The 16,462-nt window shown below is 71.5% G+C and carries 14 protein-coding genes and 1 pseudogene; 7 read left to right on the forward strand and 8 right to left on the reverse strand.

Translation table 11 applies throughout. The features are described from left to right. Positions 1-435: 435 nt before the first annotated feature. Positions 436-1,116, reverse strand: coding sequence for a GDSL-type esterase/lipase family protein (locus tag ACFYWI_RS12005; protein WP_389230030.1), 681 nt, complete (start codon positions 1,114-1,116; stop codon positions 436-438). Positions 1,117-1,329: 213 nt separating this feature from the next. Here ACFYWI_RS12005 and ACFYWI_RS12010 point away from each other — a divergent pair, with 213 nt between their 5' ends. After that, positions 1,330-2,307 carry a WD40 repeat domain-containing protein gene (locus ACFYWI_RS12010; protein WP_389229281.1) on the forward strand — a complete coding sequence of 326 codons (978 nt, stop codon included), beginning with the start codon at positions 1,330-1,332 and terminating at the stop codon, positions 2,305-2,307. 30 nt (positions 2,308-2,337) lie between these two features. On the opposite strand, the gene ACFYWI_RS12015 is transcribed toward ACFYWI_RS12010, so the two are convergent. After that, on the reverse strand, positions 2,338-3,171 hold the full coding sequence (locus tag ACFYWI_RS12015) for an MBL fold metallo-hydrolase (protein WP_389229284.1): 834 nt from the start codon (positions 3,169-3,171) through the stop codon (positions 2,338-2,340). Positions 3,172-3,377: 206 nt separating this feature from the next. Here ACFYWI_RS12015 and ACFYWI_RS12020 point away from each other — a divergent pair, with 206 nt between their 5' ends. Both ACFYWI_RS12020 and ACFYWI_RS12025 read left to right on the forward strand, forming a co-directional pair. Then, the gene (locus ACFYWI_RS12020) at positions 3,378-4,145 is read left to right on the forward strand and encodes a TetR/AcrR family transcriptional regulator C-terminal domain-containing protein (RefSeq protein WP_389229287.1); all 768 of its coding nucleotides are present in this window, start codon (positions 3,378-3,380) and stop codon (positions 4,143-4,145) included. Positions 4,146-4,246: 101 nt separating this feature from the next. Then, on the forward strand, positions 4,247-4,639 hold the full coding sequence (locus ACFYWI_RS12025; RefSeq protein ID WP_389230033.1) for an alpha/beta hydrolase: 393 nt from the start codon (positions 4,247-4,249) through the stop codon (positions 4,637-4,639). Here ACFYWI_RS12025 and ACFYWI_RS12030 read toward each other — a convergent pair. Beyond that, positions 4,636-5,403 (reverse strand): TetR/AcrR family transcriptional regulator, encoded by a 768-nt coding sequence (locus tag ACFYWI_RS12030; protein WP_389229290.1) that lies wholly within the window; start codon positions 5,401-5,403, stop codon positions 4,636-4,638. The genes ACFYWI_RS12025 and ACFYWI_RS12030 overlap by 4 nt on opposite strands. Positions 5,404-5,495: 92 nt before the next feature. Between ACFYWI_RS12030 and ACFYWI_RS12035 the strand changes: the two genes are divergently transcribed. Continuing rightward, entirely contained in the window at positions 5,496-6,476 is a 981-nt protein-coding gene (locus ACFYWI_RS12035; protein WP_389229293.1) for an ATP-binding cassette domain-containing protein, read from the forward strand. Further along, complete coding sequence (locus ACFYWI_RS12040; protein WP_389229296.1) at positions 6,473-7,306, forward strand: ABC transporter permease; 834 nt, start codon at positions 6,473-6,475, stop codon at positions 7,304-7,306. Before ACFYWI_RS12035 ends, ACFYWI_RS12040 begins: the two co-directional genes overlap by 4 nt. Positions 7,307-7,323: 17 nt before the next feature. On the opposite strand, the pseudogene ACFYWI_RS12045 reads toward ACFYWI_RS12040, so the two are convergent. The 3 genes and pseudogenes from ACFYWI_RS12045 to ACFYWI_RS12055 form a co-directional block, all read right to left on the reverse strand. Beyond that, a pseudogene (locus ACFYWI_RS12045) lies at positions 7,324-7,712 on the reverse strand (Uma2 family endonuclease). Positions 7,713-7,852: 140 nt separating this feature from the next. Next, positions 7,853-8,971, reverse strand: coding sequence for a phosphoserine transaminase (gene serC, locus ACFYWI_RS12050; RefSeq protein ID WP_389229299.1), 1,119 nt, complete (start codon positions 8,969-8,971; stop codon positions 7,853-7,855). Between the two features lie 96 nt (positions 8,972-9,067). Next, a complete protein-coding gene (locus ACFYWI_RS12055) occupies positions 9,068-9,721 on the reverse strand; it encodes an ATP/GTP-binding protein (RefSeq protein WP_389229302.1) in 654 nt (217 codons plus the stop codon). A 217-nt stretch (positions 9,722-9,938) separates the two neighbouring features. On the opposite strand from ACFYWI_RS12055, the gene ACFYWI_RS12060 reads away from it, so the two are divergent. Together ACFYWI_RS12060 and ACFYWI_RS12065 are read left to right on the forward strand one after the other, a co-directional pair. Beyond that, complete coding sequence (locus ACFYWI_RS12060; protein WP_389229305.1) at positions 9,939-12,887, forward strand: FAD-binding and (Fe-S)-binding domain-containing protein; 2,949 nt, start codon at positions 9,939-9,941, stop codon at positions 12,885-12,887. Between the two features lie 180 nt (positions 12,888-13,067). Beyond that, positions 13,068-13,673 (forward strand): hypothetical protein, encoded by a 606-nt coding sequence (locus ACFYWI_RS12065; RefSeq protein ID WP_389229308.1) that lies wholly within the window; start codon positions 13,068-13,070, stop codon positions 13,671-13,673. A 134-nt stretch (positions 13,674-13,807) separates the two neighbouring features. Here the strand turns inward: ACFYWI_RS12065 and ACFYWI_RS12070 are convergent, their stop codons facing one another. After that, positions 13,808-14,620 carry an HAD family hydrolase gene (locus ACFYWI_RS12070; protein ID WP_389229310.1) on the reverse strand — a complete coding sequence of 271 codons (813 nt, stop codon included), beginning with the start codon at positions 14,618-14,620 and terminating at the stop codon, positions 13,808-13,810. Between the two features lie 221 nt (positions 14,621-14,841). Further along, positions 14,842-16,461, reverse strand: a complete 1,620-nt coding sequence (locus ACFYWI_RS12075) for an FAD-dependent monooxygenase (protein ID WP_389229313.1) — start codon at positions 16,459-16,461, stop codon at positions 14,842-14,844. Between the last annotated feature and the right edge of the window lies 1 nt (position 16,462).

Genomic DNA, 16,462 nt, shown 5'->3' on the forward strand with positions numbered 1-16,462 from the left:
CGAAATCGCCAACGGCGACGCGAGGGAGGAACGACCGAGCGCCCTTGACACCCGACCCGAAGCCGCCACCATCAAGACCAGGAGGGCGGCCCCACACCACACCCACGGACCCGGCCACTCCCGAGACCGGCCCCACGCCACACCCACGGACCCGGCCACTCCCGAGACCGGCCCCACGCCACACCCACGGACCCGGCCACTCCCGAGACCGGCCCCACGCCACACCCACCGACCTGGCCACTCCCGAGACCGGCCCACGCCACACCCCCGGACCCGGCTCAGGCGAGGGCGGTGGTGAAGTGGGCCCTGGCTGAGGAACGGGGAGTGTGAGCACGGGCCGCCGGAGCCGGGGCCTCAGGGCCTCAGAGCTGCGGGACCCGCTGGCCCCGCCCCCGGCTGCTCCCGCCCCCGGCCGCCCCGTCGGCGTAACCACCCTCAGGCACCCCACCGGTACGGCCCGCCCAGGCCCCACGCCTGGTGCATCGCGTCCGCGAATGCCCCCGCCAGTTTCCGCTCGCCCGACGGGCCCGGGTGCGTGCCGTCGTAGGTGTCGACGTGGATGTCGTACGAGGCCGGGCGCGATGCCAGCAGGATCGGTGACCTCGCCGTGTCCAGGTCCGCCACCGCCTTCGCGAGCAGGACGTTGAAGCGGTCGCACTCGGCGGCGAAGGGGGCGTCGGACTCGGCGCGGACGTTCGGGATGACCGGGAGCAGCACCATCCGGACGTGTGGGTTGGCGGCGCGCGCCTCACCGATGAACTCCCTTACGTTCGCTGCCGTTTGGTCGCTGTCCGTGTAGAAGCCGAGGTCTATCAGCCCGAGCGAGACGAGGAGGACGTCGGCCCGTTCGGCCGCGACCGTCTCGCGGATCAGCGGAGCCATGTGCAGCCAGCCCTCGCCCCAGCCCGCGAGGTGCCGGCGGGCGGGCGCGGGGAAGGCCGGGTCGGCGTAGGCGGTGGAGACGGCGGCTCCTGCCTCGATGTCGTACAGCTCGGTGCGCGGGCCGACGATCTCGTGGGGGCAGGTGCTGCTCAGGTGTTGCCACATCCGGTAGCGCCAGCTGTAGTCGCCGGCGCTGCCGATGGTCATGGAGTCGCCGACGAACAGGAAACGCATGGGCGCAATCATGGCCGATTCCTTGCCCCCGCTGCGATGTGAGGCTGGACACGGCGATCACGAGAACCGGCCGGGTTCCGCCGTGCCGGGCGTGGGGGGAGCGGCCGGCCGGCTCCGAGCACGGAACCTGGGGACGTTGCGCCAGGACGCGGCCCCCTCGAGCTGATCACCGTCGATCGACCGCGGTGGGGGCCGAGGTGGCAGGCTGGGGGCATGCGTTCGCTTTCGTACGTCGCCGGTGCCGCCGCCCTGGTGCTCGCCGCCGCCGTCCCCGCTGCTGCCGCCGACGACCCCGGCTTCACGATCAAGGACCCGCGGATCACCGAATCCAGCGGGCTCGCGGCCAGCCGCGCGCACCCCGGGGTGTACTGGACGCACAACGACCAGGACCAGCCGCTGATCTACGGCATCGACTCCCGGACCGGGGAGACCGTCGCGACCATCACCCTGCAAGGGGTGGGCGAACCCCGCGACATGGAGGCGATCTCGGTGGGGCGGGACGGCAGCATCTATGTCGGGGACATCGGCGACAACCTCGACGGCAGCTGGGACCACGTGTGGATCTACCGCTTCCCTGAGCCGAAGCAGTTGCGGGACCAGACCGTCAGGGCCACCCAGTTCACCGTGCGGTACGCCGACGGGGCGCGCAACGCCGAGGCGCTGATGGTGCATCCGGTCACCGGGCGGGTCTACATCGCATCGAAGAACGAGGACGGGGGCGGGCTGTACGAAGGGCCCGCCAAGCTCAGCGCGTCCGGGGCCAATGTGTTCCGGCGGATCGCGGAGGTGCCGTGGGTGACCGACGGCGCCTTCTCGCCGGACGGCAAGGAGCTGGTGCTGCGCTCGTACTTCAGTGCCCGCGCGTACGAGTGGAAGGACGGCCGGCCGGGGGCCGACAGTCGGGTGCGCGCCCCGATCCAGCAGCAGGCGGAGTCGGTCACCTACGCGCTCGACGGCACGGCGCTGATGTTCGGCTCGGAGGGGGAGCAGAGCGACGTCCAACGGGTCGAGGTGGAGACGGACGGCAAGGGTTCCGGAACGGGTGGGAGCGGGGACCGTTCGACGCCCGGGGGCGGTGCCGAGGCCGCCGGGGACGGCGGGGACCGGGGCGCCGTCACCTACGGGCTGCTCGTCGTGGTGGGCGGCACTGCGCTCGTCCTGGGAGTGAAGCGGCTTCTGCGCAGGGGGTGAGCAGTCCCTCGATCCAGCAGCGAGGGGTGGCTAGTAGTGGTCCCTCGATGTCAGCAGCGCGAACTCCTGTGCGTCGTGCGACGAGAAGAAACGGATCAGGCGCGGATGCGCGCGCCGCAGCTCGCGCAGGCGCTCCAGCTGGGTCAGCCGCAGCTCGTGGTCCTCGGCGACGAGACGCTGGTGGAGGGCCATCGGGCGGGGACAGCGGGGTCGCCGCAGATCCATCTCGCCGTGGAAGAAATACGCGTCGCCGGCGTGCAGCAGCCAGCGGTCGGGCTCCTGGACGGCGACGGCGCTGTGGCCCCGGGTGTGGCCGGGCAGCGGCACCAGCAGGATGTCGGGGCCGCGCAGCACCCGCGAAGCCGGGAACCCCATCCAGTGGGAGTCGGCGGTGCTGTGGACGACCCAGTCCACGCCGTGCGCCCATAGGGCGGGGCGGTAGCGGTTCGCTTCGAGCCGGGTGTCACGGCGCATGGCCGAGCGGTATTCGTCGGCGGTGACATGCACCCTGGCCTGGGGGAAGTCGGCGAGGCCGCCGGCGTGATCCAGGTCGAGATGGGTGACGACGATGTCGGTCACGTCGTAGGGGTCGTACCCAAGGGCCCTTATCTGATGGACCGCCGTACGGGACAGATCGAGCACGGGCCGCATCGTGTGGCGGAACCGCGCCCCGAGCCGCCGTGGGTCCGAGACGTCCGCGGCGCCCAGACCGGTGTCGACGAGGACGAGCCCGCTGCCGGTCGCCACCAGCAGGCAGTGAGAGACGAGGGGGACACCGCCGAGGGGGCGCATGGGTGCGCAGTCGAGGTGGTGAATGACGACGGACGAACGTCGCTGGGCATGGGGGATGGTACGCACAGACATCTGTGCCTCCTGCTCACAGGGGGAAACCCGGCACCGGGCCGGGCTGGGAGAGGATGGCGGCCGTGCTGACATGGATGCGGGCATCTGGCCCTGCGTCCACTGCAGTTGCGCCACTTACACCGTAAGTACATGTCGGAGCGAAGCACTTACGCTGTACGTCGTCAAGCGTTACCGCACGTAGTCACCCCAAAGAGGAGTCGCCACCCATGGCCGACGGATCCAGACGCCAAGCTCCCGGAAGCCGTGAGCCGTTGAGTCGCGAGCGGATCGTCGGAGCGGCACTGGTGATCATCGACGAGGAAGGCGTCGACGGACTGTCCATGCGGCGGATCGCGGCCCGCCTCGGGGTGCAGGCGATGTCGCTCTACAACCATGTGCAGAGCAAGGCGGACATCCTCGACGGCGTCACCGAGTTCATCACCACGGACATGCGGATGCCGCGTCGGATGACCGGCGGCTGGGAGGACGGCATCCGCTCCATCGCGTACGCCTTCCGGCAGGCGGCGCTGCGCCACCCACGCGCCGGTGAACTCGTCCTGATGCGTCAGCTGTCCACCCCGACGGCACTCGCGCCGGTGGACACGATGCTCGCGATGATGCTCGACCACGGCTTCGACGAGGCGACGGCGGTGCATGTGCTGCGGCTGTTCGTCGCCTTCCAGGTCGGTGCGCTGCTGCGGGAGTTCCATGCGCAGCCGTCCGCGACCGGCCGTGACAAGGACGGCCGTGACAAGGACGGCCGTGACAAGGACGGGCATGACCAGGAGGGTCCTGACAAGGACGGCCCCGACAAGGGCGACCGTGCCAAGGCGGCGGTGGAGCGGGACCGTATCGCCTACTTCGCGGGCTCGGGCTTCCCCGCGGTGGCGAAGGTGGCGCCGATGCTCGCGGTGAACGACTACGAGGCGGACTTCGCGTTCGGCGTCGAGCTGCTGATCGACGCCCTGCGGCCGCTGGCCCCCACCCCGGGCTAGTCTCCGAGCCCCGCTGCGCCGAGAGCCCCAACCCCCGTGACCCGCGGCGTTACACCGTCCTGGAGAAGTTCAGCCGTGCCCGGGCAGGGGACGTCGGCCGGCTGGCGGCCTGGGCGCCCGAGCCGTGTGCCACCTGGCCGGCGAGAGCTGCCGACTCCTACACCGGGCCGTGGAACCGCCCCACCGCCCACCCCGTTCTCGTGGTCAACACCACCTACGACCCGGCCACCCCCTACCAGGGGGCCCAGGCCATGACCCTCCTGCTGGCAGACGCCCGGTTGCTCACCGTCCAGGGTTACGGGCACGCCGTGCTGCTCAACCCGAGCCGCTGTGCGGGCGATCACGAGAGCCGCTACCTCGTCGACGGTGTGCTGCCCGAGCCCGGAGCCACCTGCCGGCAGGACACGCCCCCGTTCGCCGCCGCCAAGCCGCGCGGCGGCATGGACACCGGCGGCGGCGGGCTGGTCTGCGCCCGGACCGCCCCCGGCCGCTAGGTGCCGGCCGGTCCGCGCTCGCGTACCAGCACCTCGAAGCCGTCGACCAGCCGGGCGAGGCCGAAGCCGAAGTGGTCGAAGTCCGGTGCGAACGCGTCCTCGGACAGCGCCGCGAGCCGCGGGTATCTGCCGGTCTTCATCGCCCGCTCCAGGAACGGCTCCTGGCTCTTCCAGAAGTCCTCGTTGCTCTGGCCGGTCTGCTGCGCGGCCTCGTTGGTCTCGTGTTCCATCCGCGCGATCCCCGACACGAAGCTCTGCACGGAGATGATCACGGAGATGAGCTCGGGGTCGCGCAGCCCCATGCCCCGCAGGCCCTCCAGCGCCGACTCCAGGCCGCGTAGGGCGCTGGGGCCGAGGACGGTGCGGGACTGGTTCACCTTCAGCAGCCAGGGGTGCGCCCGGTAGAGACCGAGGTGGGCGCGTGCCATGGCCCGTACGGCGTCTCGCCAGTCGTCGCTCTCGGGTGCGTACTCCTCGTTGTCCAGCGGGATGCCGGCGACGCGGTCGAGCATCAGGTCGAGGAGTTCGGCCTTGCCGGGGACGTACCGGTAGAGCGACATCGTGCCGGTGCCCAGCTCGGTGGACAGGCGGCGCATCGAGACGGCGTCCAGCCCTTCGGTGTCGGCGAGTTCGACGGCGGCCGTCACGATCCGGTCGAGCGTGAGGCCCGGCTTGGGGCCGCGGGAAGGGCGCTCGCCGGAGCCCCAGAGGAGTTCGAGGCTGCGCGAGACGTCGCCGCTGCCGCTCGTTTCGGTCGTCGTCATGGGTTCACCCTAATCCCGTGGAAAGAAACTGAGTACGCTGTACTCTTATATGGGTACGCTGTACTCAGTTGGTGCTGGCTTTGGTGCCATGAATGTGTCTTGGAGGGGCTGTGGACGAACACGCCGTCATGGCGGAGGGAATCGAGAAGCGATACGGGGACAAGGCCGCGCTCAAGGGCTTCGACCTCGTTGTACGCGCGGGTACGGTGCACGGACTGCTCGGGCCGAACGGTGCCGGCAAGACCACCGCGGTCCGTGTCCTCGCGACGCTGCTGCGGTTCGACAGCGGCCGGGCACGGGTGGCCGGCCTCGACGTGGCCCGCGACCCGCGCCGGGTGCGTGCGCGGATCGGGCTCACCGGGCAGTACGCCGCGGTGGACGAGATCTTGACGGGGCGTCAGAACCTGGAGATGTTCGGCCGCCTCTTCCACCTGGGCGGAAAGCGGGCCGCGCGCCGGGCGGAGGAGCTGCTGGAGCAGTTCGACCTGGTGGAGGCCGCGGACAAGGGCGTCGGCAAGTACAGCGGCGGAATGCGCCGCCGGCTGGACCTCGCCGCGTCGATGATCCTCGCGCCGGACGTGCTGTTCCTCGACGAGCCGACGACCGGGCTCGACCCGCGCTCGCGCGGTGAGGTGTGGGAAGCCGTACGGGCCCTGGTGGCTGGCGGCACGACCGTGCTGCTCACCACGCAGTACCTGGAGGAGGCGGACCGGCTCGCCTCGCGCATCACCGTCATCGACCGGGGACGGGCGATCGCCGACGACACCCCGGACGGGCTGAAGAACCGGGTGGGCGGCGACCGGATCGAGGTGGTCGCGCGCGAGGCGGCGGACCTTCCGGCGGTCGCCAAGACGCTCGCCCGCGTCGCCGACACCGAACCGGCGACGGACGAGGCCGCCCGCCGGGTGCACGCCCCGGTCACGGACCGGGTCGCGGCGCTGACCGAGGTGGCGCGCACGCTGCAGGAGGAGAGGATCGCGGTCGAGGACATCGGGTTGCGCAGGCCGAGTCTGGACGATGTGTTCCTGCGCCTGACCGGACACGGTGCGGACGGCACGGAGGAGGCGGCATGAGCGGCGTGGACCTGGTGGACCTGACCGTGAGCGACTCGCGGGGGCGGGCGTACTGGGCGGTGGCCGACTGCTGGAACGTGGTGCGGCGCGGGCTGACGTACTACCAGCGCCAGCCCATCCTGATCGCCTGGCAGCTCGGCTTCCCGATCATCTCGGTGCTGCTGTACGGATACGTCTTCGGCGGCGCGATGAAGGCGCCCGACGGCGGCAGCGTCCGGGACTTCCTGATGCCCGGCATGTTCGCGATGACCATGGCGTTCGGCTTCATGAACACGGCGATCGCGGTGGTGACCGACACCTCCAAGGGCGTCATCGACCGCTTCCGCTCCATGCCGATGGCCCCCTCCGCGGTGGTCACCGGACGCGGCGTCAACGATCTGATCGTGGCCTGCGCCGAGCTGACCATCCTGGCGGCGACGGCCTTTGCCATGGGCTGGCGCTCCGACTCCGGCCCGCTCGCGGCGCTGGGCGCCTTCGCGCTGCTGCTGCTCCTGCGGTTCTGCCTGATCTGGGTGGGCATCCTGCTCGGCCTCCTGGTGCCGACGACGGAGGCGGCCGGCGGCCTGTACGCGGTGGCGTTCCCGCTCACGATGATCTCCAGCGTCTTCGTACCGCCGTCGACGATGCCGGACTGGCTGGGTACGGTCGCCGCCTGGAACCCGATCTCCTCGACGGCCGCGGCGGCCCGCGAACTGTTCGGCAACCCGGTGGCGAGCGACGGCAGCTGGATCCAGGAGCACGCACTGCTGATGGCGGTGGTGTGGCCGCTGGCGATCACGGCGGTGTTCCTGCCGCTGGCGGTGCGGAGGTTCCAGCGGCTGAGCCGCTGACCCCGTGAGCCGGGTGGTCAGGCCTGGTGTTCCGCGGCCTTCAGCAGATCGGCGACATCGAGCTTGACCTCGGCGCCGATCGAGTCGGGGAGAGCGGCCTGCCGGCCGGGGGCGTACACCTCGTGGCTGTCGTACTCGTCGGTGAGGGGGTCGGTCAGGACGCGGACGCGGGTGTGTTTGCGGTCGACGATCACATAGGCCGGGATCTGAGCCTGAGCGTATGCGGTGACCTTGTTCCGCTTCGTCAGCACGACGGCGTGACTGCCGTCCGGGGTGGGGCCACGGTGATGACGCTTCCGATGATCTCGACGCGGTGACCGGGAAGCTGCTCCATGAGGCGGTCAGCCTCTTTGAGCAACGTCCGTGGCTCGCCGTCACAGGGGTGCTCGGCTGCTGCGGCAGACATGCGGGCCTCCTCATCATCTTAGGGCGCGGGACCGTCCGACGTCCGGTAGGCGGATCGTCACACCACTGAGCGATCAAGGGCCCGGGACGCTGACCGGCGGTCGCGTCCCGGGCCCTTGTGAAGGCTTGTGGAGCCTGGTGTCAGAGCTTCTCGATCACGTAGTCGATGCACGCCGTCAGCGCCTCGACGTCCGCCGGCTCGATCGCCGGGAACATCGCCACGCGCAGCTGGTTGCGGCCCAGCTTCCGGTACGGCTCGGTGTCGACGATGCCGTTGGCGCGCAGGGTCTTGGCGACGGCCGCCGCGTCGATCTCGTCGGCGAAGTCGATCGTGCCGATGACCTGCGAGCGCTTGGCCGGGTCGGACACGAACGGGGTCGCGTACTTGGACTCCTCCGCCCAGCCGTACAGGGTGCGGGAGGAAGTGGCCGTGCGGCGGACCGACCAGTCCAGGCCGCCCTGGCCGTTGATCCACTTCAGCTGCTCGTTGAGCAGGAAGAGGGTCGCCAGCGCGGGGGTGTTGTACGTCTGGTTCTTCAGCGAGTTGTCGATCGCCGTCGGAAGGCTGAAGAACTCCGGGACATGGCGCCCGGACGCGTGGACGCGGGCCGCGCGCTCCAGGGCGGCGGGGGAGAAGACGCCGATCCACAGGCCGCCGTCGGAGGCGAAGGACTTCTGCGGGGCGAAGTAGTAGACGTCCGTCTCGGCGATGTCGACCGGCAGGCCGCCCGCCCCGGAGGTGGCGTCCACCAGGACGAGGGCGCCCTCGTCCGCGCCGGGGACGCGCTTGATCGGGGCCGCGACACCGGTCGAGGTCTCGTTGTGGGTGAAGCCGTAGACGTCGACACCCTCCTCGGCCTCGGGCTCCGGGTGCGTGCCGGGCTCGGAGGAGATCACGGTCGGCTCGGCCAGCCACGGTGCCAGCTTGGCGGCCTTGGCGAACTTGGAGGAGAACTCACCGAACGACAGGTGCTGCGACTTGTTCTCGATCAGACCGTGCGTCGCGATGTCCCAGAAGGCGGTGGACCCGCCGTTGCCCAGGATCACCTCGTAGCCCTCGGGGAGGGAGAAGAGGCTGCGCACGCCGTCGCGTACCTCGCCGACCAGGTTCTTGACCGGAGCCTGGCGGTGGGAGGTACCGAGGAATGAGGTGCCGGTGGCGGCCAGGGCGTCCAGCGCCTCCGTACGCACCTTGGAGGGGCCCGCGCCGAAACGGCCGTCGGCGGGCTTGATGTCAGCGGGAATCTGGATCTCAGCCACGTTCGGGAGCGTAACGGGTCCGGCGGCCCCGCACATGTGCGGTCCGGCGGATGAGACGGGATCCACTGCCTTTACCCGCTGGTCAGGTGGCGTGGGTCACGACGGGGGGCCGGTCCGCGCGTGCAGATGCTCCACCAGCGCGATCAGCACGAACTTGCTCGAGGAGTGGTCCCGCGCGTCGAACTCCACGAGGGGCACATCGGGCGGCAGCGCGAGCGCCTCACGGATGTACTCCTCGGAGTGGAACGGGCCGCCGAAGTCGTTGACGGCGACGATGAAGGGCGTGCCGTGGCGCTTGAGGCGGTCGACGGCGTACCAGGAGTCGGCGAGCGCGCGGGTGTCGACGAGGACGACCGCGCCGGGTGTGCCGTCGAGGAGGCGGTCCCACAGGAACCGGAAGCGCTCCTGTCCGGGTGTGCCGAACAGATACAGGACGTTGTGGTCGTCGATCGTGATCCGGCCGAAGTCGAGCCCGACGGTGGTCGTCGCCTTGTCGCGGGCACGGGGCGTGCCGTCGAGTGCCAGGCACTCCCCGCTGATCGTCTCTTCCGTGTGCAGGGTGCGTATCTCGCTGAGGGAGCGGACCATCGTGGTCTTGCCGGCGCCGAAGCCGCCGACGACGGCGATCTTCAAGGCGTCGGCGGGTGCCCCGGCGAGTGCGGGGTCGGGCGCGGGGGCGAGTGCGGGACCGCGGCCGCCACAGCCGGCGCGGGGGTGCGCCGAGGGGGTCGCCCGGGTGGCGGAGGTCATCGCTTCTCGTGGGTGCCGGTCATCGAGTGGTGCCTTCCGGGATGCGGTGGGCGCAACTGGAGCCGCTGCTTCCTGATCAAGTTGTGGTCACTATAGGAGAGTTGGCAGTCACCTTGGGCAGCCTTGGGGCATTCTTGCGACCGGTCCGGGGACAACGTGTGCAAGTGGCCCGGTTCCTTCCTGTGTGACATCAGGCACAGGGTTCATGCTGAGGTACATGGCTGATCACCACAGGAGCCCCGGTCGCCCCACGAGCACCGGTCACCACGGGAAGGCCGGTCACCGCGGAAGCACCGGTCGTCACGGGGATACCGGCGAACTCGGCCGTGCCCTCGCGCGCGCCGTACGCGGCGATGTCGACTTCGGCGCGACCGCCAGGGCCCTGGCCACCATGGACGCGTCCAACTACCGCCGCGTCCCGGTCGGTGTCGTGGCGCCGCGCGACGCCGAGGACGTCGCCGCCGCCCTGGAGGTGTGCCGGGAGCACGGAGTGCCCGTCGTGCCGCGCGGTGGCGGCACGTCGATCGCCGGGCAGGCCACCGGTATCGGGGTCGTACTGGATTTCACCCGCCATATGAACGCGATCACGGGAATCGACCCGGCCACGCGCACGGCGGTCGTGCAGCCGGGCGTCGTCCTGGACAGGCTGCAGGCCGCCGCCGCGCCGAGCGGGCTGGTCTTCGGCCCCGACCCGTCGACGCACAGTCGCTGCACGCTGGGCGGCATGATCGGCAACAACGCGTGCGGGGCGCACTCGGTCGCCTGGGGGACGACAGCGGACAACATTCGCCGTCTGTCGGTCGTCGGTTCCTCGGGCGGTGTCCTGCGTCTCGGACAGGGCTGGCAGCCCGGCAGCGCCCCGCCCGGGCTGCGCGAGCTCGTCGGTGCCCACCTTGCCCTGCTGCGCACCGGCTACCCGGCCGGCCTGCCGCGCCGTATCTCCGGCTACGCGATCGACGCGCTGCTCCCCGAGAACGGCGTGGACCTCGCCCGCGCCTTCTGCGGCAGCGAAGGCACGCTGGGCGTGATCACCGAGGCGACCGTGGCCCTGGTGGACGCCCCGGCCGCGCGGGCGCTCGCGGTGCTCGGCTACCCGGACGAGAGCGCCGCCGCCGAAGCCGCCCCCGGCCTGCTCGCCCACCGCCCGCTGACCGTCGAGGGCATGGCCGACGATCTGGTCCCCGCCCCGCACGGGCTGCCGCGCGGCCGGGCCTGGCTGTTCGTCGAGACGGGCGGCGAAACGGCCGCCGAGGCGCGGGCGCGCGCGGCCGCGATCGTGCGGGCGGCCGACGCGCTCGAAGGAACGGTCGTCGACGAGCCGGCCGGGATGCGCGCGCTGTGGCGTGTACGGGAGGACGCGGCCGGCACCGCGACCCTCCCCCGGCCTTCGGCCGGGGGGACCCCCACCTCGCCGCGCTCGCCCGGCGACGGCCAGGCTTTGCCGGGCTGGGAGGACTGCGCCGTACCGCCCGCACGGCTGGGTCCCTATCTGCGCGATTTCCGGGCGCTGCTGGCCGAGCACGGTCTGCGCGGCACGCCGTACGGGCACTTCGGCGACGGCTGCATCCATGTCCGTATCGACTTCGACCTGTTGAGCCGTGAGGGCATCGCGCGGTTCCGTGCGTTCTCCGAGCAGGCCGCCGGACTCGTCGTCGCCCATGGCGGCTCGCTGTCGGGCGAGCACGGCGACGGACAGGCCCGCGCCGAGCTGCTGCCGAGGATGTACGGCGACGAACTGGTGGCGCTGTTCGGCCGGTTCAAGGACCTGTGGGATCCGGCGGGCATCATGAACCCGGGCATACTGGTCCGCCCCGATCCGCTCGACGCCAACCTCCGCTTCGAGGTGCTGCCCAAGCTGCCGGTGGACGTCGCCTTCGGCTACCCGCACGACGGCGGGGACTTCGCGGGCGCGGTGCGGCGCTGTGTCGGAGTCGCCAAATGCCGTACCGACACGGCGGCTTCGGGTGGCGGGGTGATGTGCCCCTCGTACCGGGCCACCGGCGAGGAGCAGCACTCCACCCGTGGCCGGGCGCGGCTGCTGCACGAGATGCTCGCGGGCGAGATCGTCACGGACGGGTGGCGCTCGACGGAGGTGCGGGACGCGCTCGACCTGTGCCTGTCGTGCAAGGGGTGCCGCAGCGACTGCCCGGTGGGCGTCGACATGGCCACGTACAAGGCGGAGTTCCTGCACCACCACTACGCGGGCCGCCGCCGCCCCGCCGCGCACTACGCGATGGGCGGTCTGCCGCAGTGGCTGCGGATGGCGGCGCCCTTCGCCCGGGCCGTCAACGCGCTGGCCGCCGTCCGGCCGGCGGCCTCGCTCGCCAAGCGGCTCGGCGGCATCGCACCCGAGCGTGAACTGCCGCGGCTGGCGCCGACGACGTTCCGGCGCTGGCTGCGCGGGCACATGAGCGACCGGACGCAGGTGTTCGTCCGGGGCCGTACGGCGGTGCTGTGGCCGGACACGTTCACCGACCACTTCTCACCGTACGTGGGGCGGGCCGCGGTCCGGGTCATGGAGGCGGCGGGCATCGATGTCGCGCTGCCGTCGGGCCGGGTCTGCTGCGGGCTGACGTATGTCTCGACGGGTCAGCTGGACCGGGCCCGCAGGGTCATGCGCCGCACGCTCGACGCGATGGAGCCGCTGCTGGAGATGCGCGTGCCGGTGGTGGTTCTGGAGCCGAGCTGCGCGGCCGCCCTGAAAACGGACCTGCCGGAGCTGCTGTTCGACGATCCGCGGGCTGCCCGGCTGGCCTCCACCGTGCGGACCTTCGCGCAGGCGCTGGAGGAGTGTGCCCCCGACTGGGCCCCGCCGCACATCGGCCGGGAGGTGGCCGGCCAGACCCACTGCCACCAGCACGCTGTCCTGGGTGATGCGGCGGAGCGTCGGCTACGGGAACGGGCGGGACTCGTAGGCGGGTTGAGCGGCGGCTGCTGTGGTCTGGCCGGCAACTTCGGCTTCGAGGCGGGCCACTGGGAGGTGTCGGTGGCGTGCGCGGAGGACGAGCTGCTGCCCGCGGTACGGGCGGCTCCCGCCGATGCCGAGCTGCTGGCGGACGGTTTCTCGTGCCGCACCCAGCTGGACCAGCTGGCGGGCCGCAGGGCGCGGCATCTGGCCGAGGTGCTCGCGGAAGGGCTGGACGGCCTGCCGGTATCCGGCGCTTGATCCCGCAGCAGGACCACCCCTGAGGAGCGGCGTCGGCTGAAGCCGTTGGTGATTATTGAGCTGACCGAATGATCACTTTTGGGGACTGTGGTGGGTCGAGTGGAAATTGTCGATCTGTCACAAAGACTGGATGGGTTTCCCCGAGGAATTTCCGGGGGCCGAATCGACGAGGAGTGTCAAATGCGTTCTCGAACCAGGGCCGTATCGCTGTCGCGGCGTTCGTGGCGGGCCAGGTGGCCGGCAGCCGGTGGCGCCACTTCGCTGGCCGCCGTCGCGCTGGTAGGCGCGCTGGGTGCCGTACCGGCGGCGGCGCAGGGCCTGAATACGGAGCCCGCGTCGACTGTCGTGTCCACCGGCCAGGATTCCCCGCGCTCGGCGGACCTCGACCTCGACTTTCCGTGGGACACCGAGGACAGGGACAAGGACAAGCCTCGGCCGCCCGCAGGAGACGGGTGCTTCGAAATCGACACCGTTCGCCAGGAAGCCGCCGGCGGCGGGGCTTTCTACGCAGCGACCAGCGGTGGAATCGCCTACGTCGGAGACGAGACCAGTCCCCTCGGGACCATCAACTGGGACGACCTCTCCGATGAGGGAGGAGCTGTACCTGTGGGCGCCTGCGGGGTCTCCATCGACGTCGGCCCTACCGGTCCGGGCAGTGACATCGTCGTCGACGTGATCACCACGGCCGGGACCGTGCACACCATCACGTGCGACCGCACGGGCTCCGTGATCACCGCCTGCGGCACCTGGGTCCAGCGCGACACGCCGACACCCGGCGACAGTTGACACCGTGGCTCATGGACGGCCCTACAGCGAAACGGTCTTGATCTCCCTCGGGGACGTAGGGCGTTTGCCGTGCCTGGCTTCGGCCGGGCACCGCGACCGTGCGTTCGCCCCTGCGCGCTGAACCCCGGGCCCGCTCACCCCCGGCCGTAGAGGCGTTCGAGGACCTCGGCCACACCGTCCTCCTCGTTGGTCCCCGTGTGCAGGGGTACGGACGAGAGCACGGCCGGATGGGCGTTGCCCATCGCGTATCCGGTGCCCGCCCAGCGCAGGATCGCCAGGTCGTTGGGCATGTCGCCGAAGGCGACGACTTCGTCGGCGCTGATGCCGCTCTCGCCGCACAGCGCCGAGAGCGTGTCCGCCTTGGTGACGCCCGGTGCACTGATCTCCAGCAGGCCGCGACCGCCGGAGTGGGTGAACTGTGCCGCGCCGCCCGCGGAATCCTCCGCGATCGCCAGCAGCCCGTCCGCGTCGAACTGTGTCGACCAGGCGAGCAGTTGCACGATGGGTACATCCACCAGCCACAGGTCCGCGAGCGACGAGACGGCGACCTCGGCCTCGGGGACCCCGGGAAAACGCAGCCCGTAGGCCGGCTCGTACAGGACCCGGTGACCCGTCTCCACGGCGAAACCCAGCCCGGGGGCGGCGGCCGAGATCGCGACGGCCACCTCGCGGGCAACGGTGAGGGGCAGAGCACGGGACGCGGTGACGGTGCGGGTCGCGAGGTCGTACACCAGCGCGCCATTGCTGCACACCGCCGTCCCGACGAGCCCGGTCGTGGCGGCGGTCAGAAGGTCGACGAACCGGGGCGGCCGGGCGGTCACGAAAACGACGTCCGCGCCGGCGTCGGTGGCGGTGCGCAGGGCGCGCAGTGTGCGCCGGGAAAAAGTGCCGTCCCTGCGCAGGAGCGTGCCGTCCAGATCGGTGGCGATGAGCCGGGGCTGCCTCATCGGCCAAGGCTACCGACGCTCCCGGCGGGGCCGGGCGACGTCGGCCCCGCCGGGAGCGCGCGGACCAGGGCCATGAGGGCGGGGCTCGCCCGGTGCGCGTCTGTCGCACGCGGGGGACCGACCGGGCTCTCGGTGCGGTCGGTGCGGTCGGTGCGGTCGGTGCGGTCGGTGCGGTCGGTGGGGACGGCGCGGTCGTGCCGTATGCCTGACCGCTGCGGCGGTCAGGTACGGAACACGCCCGCGAGGTGTGCGGCCAACTCCGGGCGCGCCGCCGGGGACTGCCGCACGCCCACGTAGCCGTCGGGCCGGATCAGGAACGCCGTCGACCCCTGGGCGTGGTACCCGCGGCGGAACTCGCCGCGGCTGTCGTGGACGACGGGCAGCCCCGGATCGCCGCCGGCCGGCACATCGGCGGCGAGCACGGCACAGGCGTCCATACGTCCGTGCGCCAGCTGCCGTGCGGAGGCGGCCAGTTCGCCGAACCCCGCCGCCGCCTCCTCGTCGTCCGCGTACAGCAGCAGCACATGGTCGCGGTCGCGGAGCAGGTCGTACAGGCGCATCGGGAACGTGGCGATGTCGCCGACCAGGCCGCCGCAGTCCGGAGCCCGGTCGCCGGACCGGACACCGTCCGCCACCGGGCTGTCCGGCCCCACGATCGGGCTGTCGGGGTAGGCGACGAGCAGTTGGGCCTCCCGCATCATGAGGGTCGCCGGATCCTCGGGGTCGGTCTGGATGCCTTCGACCGCGTGCCGGACCGTGCGGCCCACCACCTCTTCGCCCACGGGCCGGCGCTCGGCGTCGTAGCTGTCCAGCAGCCCCGGGTTCGCCGTGCCCGCGAGTGCGAGCGTGAGCTTCCAGGCCAGGTTGTACGCGTCCTGGATACCGGTGTTCATGCCCTGCGCACCCGTCGGCGGGTGGATGTGTGCGGCGTCCCCGGCGACGAAGACCCGGTCGTCCGCATAGCGGTCCACCAGCCGGTGGCTGATGCGGAAGACGGAGGACCAGCGCATGGCCGAGGCGGTGGTCGGCTGAGGCGAGAGCCGGTCGAGGACCGCCTGGATGTGCGCGAGCCCCGGTGCGCGGCCGCCCTCCAGTCCGTGGGCGATCTCGCCGCCGCCCCGCTGCCCCTGGGTGGAGAGCTCGGGCGGAACTGGCATGGACATGCGGTAGCGGGAACGTCCGGGGAGAGGGATGCAGACCAGGATGTCGTCGGTCTTTCCGTCGCTCCGGTGCAGGGAGCGCACGCTGTAGCCAGGCGGCAGGCTCCAGTCCACCTCGACGTCCCCCAGCATGTACTCCTCCGGGAACGCGCTGCCCTCGAAAGCGAGGCCAAGGGTCCTGCGGACGACGCTGTGCGCCCCGTCGCAGCCGATCAGGTAGCGGGACCGGAGCTCCTGCTCGTCGCCCGTGGACGTCGTGAGCCGGCTCGTGACCCCGTCGGCGTCCTGCTCGAACGACACCAGCTCGGTGCCTCGCTCGATCCGGGTGTCCCAACGGGCGAGGTGGTCATCGAGGAGCCGCTCGGTCTCGTACTGCGGGAGCACGGCGAAGCCGTACGGGACCTCGGGCGGGAGTTCGAGGTCGATGCGCATCCGCTCGGTGCCGTTGACGTAGAGCAGCTGCCCCCGCATCGGCACCGCGGCGTCCAGGGCCGCACGTGCCAGGCCCATCCGATCCCAGATCTCCAGGGTCCGGGGCTGGATGCCCACCGCCTTCGCGAACGGCAGCCGGGACGGGAGCCGGTCGACGATGCGGCAGTCGACACCGCGCCGCCGCAGCTCCACGGCTGCCGTCAGCCCGACCGGGCCCGCCCCCACGACCAGTACGTCGGTGTGCACCATG

The sequence above is a fragment of the Streptomyces sp. NPDC002889 genome (assembly GCF_042888425.1).
GTDB lineage: Bacteria > Actinomycetota > Actinomycetes > Streptomycetales > Streptomycetaceae > Streptomyces.

Bases quoted from the DNA above. Each gene is read 5' to 3' on its own strand.
- ACFYWI_RS12020 (WP_389229287.1), top strand. From the start codon at position 3,378: ATGGCCGACGGATCCAGACGCCAAGCTCCCGGAAGCCGTGAGCCGTTG.
- ACFYWI_RS12015 (WP_389229284.1), bottom strand. From the start codon at position 3,171: ATGTCTGTGCGTACCATCCCCCATGCCCAGCGACGTTCGTCCGTCGTC.
- ACFYWI_RS12010 (WP_389229281.1), top strand. From the start codon at position 1,330: ATGCGTTCGCTTTCGTACGTCGCCGGTGCCGCCGCCCTGGTGCTCGCC.
- ACFYWI_RS12040 (WP_389229296.1), top strand. From the start codon at position 6,473: ATGAGCGGCGTGGACCTGGTGGACCTGACCGTGAGCGACTCGCGGGGG.
- ACFYWI_RS12030 (WP_389229290.1), bottom strand. From the start codon at position 5,403: ATGACGACGACCGAAACGAGCGGCAGCGGCGACGTCTCGCGCAGCCTC.
- ACFYWI_RS12075 (WP_389229313.1), bottom strand. From the start codon at position 16,461: ATGGTGCACACCGACGTACTGGTCGTGGGGGCGGGCCCGGTCGGGCTG.
- ACFYWI_RS12055 (WP_389229302.1), bottom strand. From the start codon at position 9,721: ATGACCTCCGCCACCCGGGCGACCCCCTCGGCGCACCCCCGCGCCGGC.
- ACFYWI_RS12005 (WP_389230030.1), bottom strand. From the start codon at position 1,116: ATGCGTTTCCTGTTCGTCGGCGACTCCATGACCATCGGCAGCGCCGGC.
- ACFYWI_RS12035 (WP_389229293.1), top strand. From the start codon at position 5,496: ATGTGTCTTGGAGGGGCTGTGGACGAACACGCCGTCATGGCGGAGGGA.
- ACFYWI_RS12070 (WP_389229310.1), bottom strand. From the start codon at position 14,620: ATGAGGCAGCCCCGGCTCATCGCCACCGATCTGGACGGCACGCTCCTG.
- ACFYWI_RS12065 (WP_389229308.1), top strand. From the start codon at position 13,068: ATGCGTTCTCGAACCAGGGCCGTATCGCTGTCGCGGCGTTCGTGGCGG.
- ACFYWI_RS12060 (WP_389229305.1), top strand. From the start codon at position 9,939: ATGGCTGATCACCACAGGAGCCCCGGTCGCCCCACGAGCACCGGTCAC.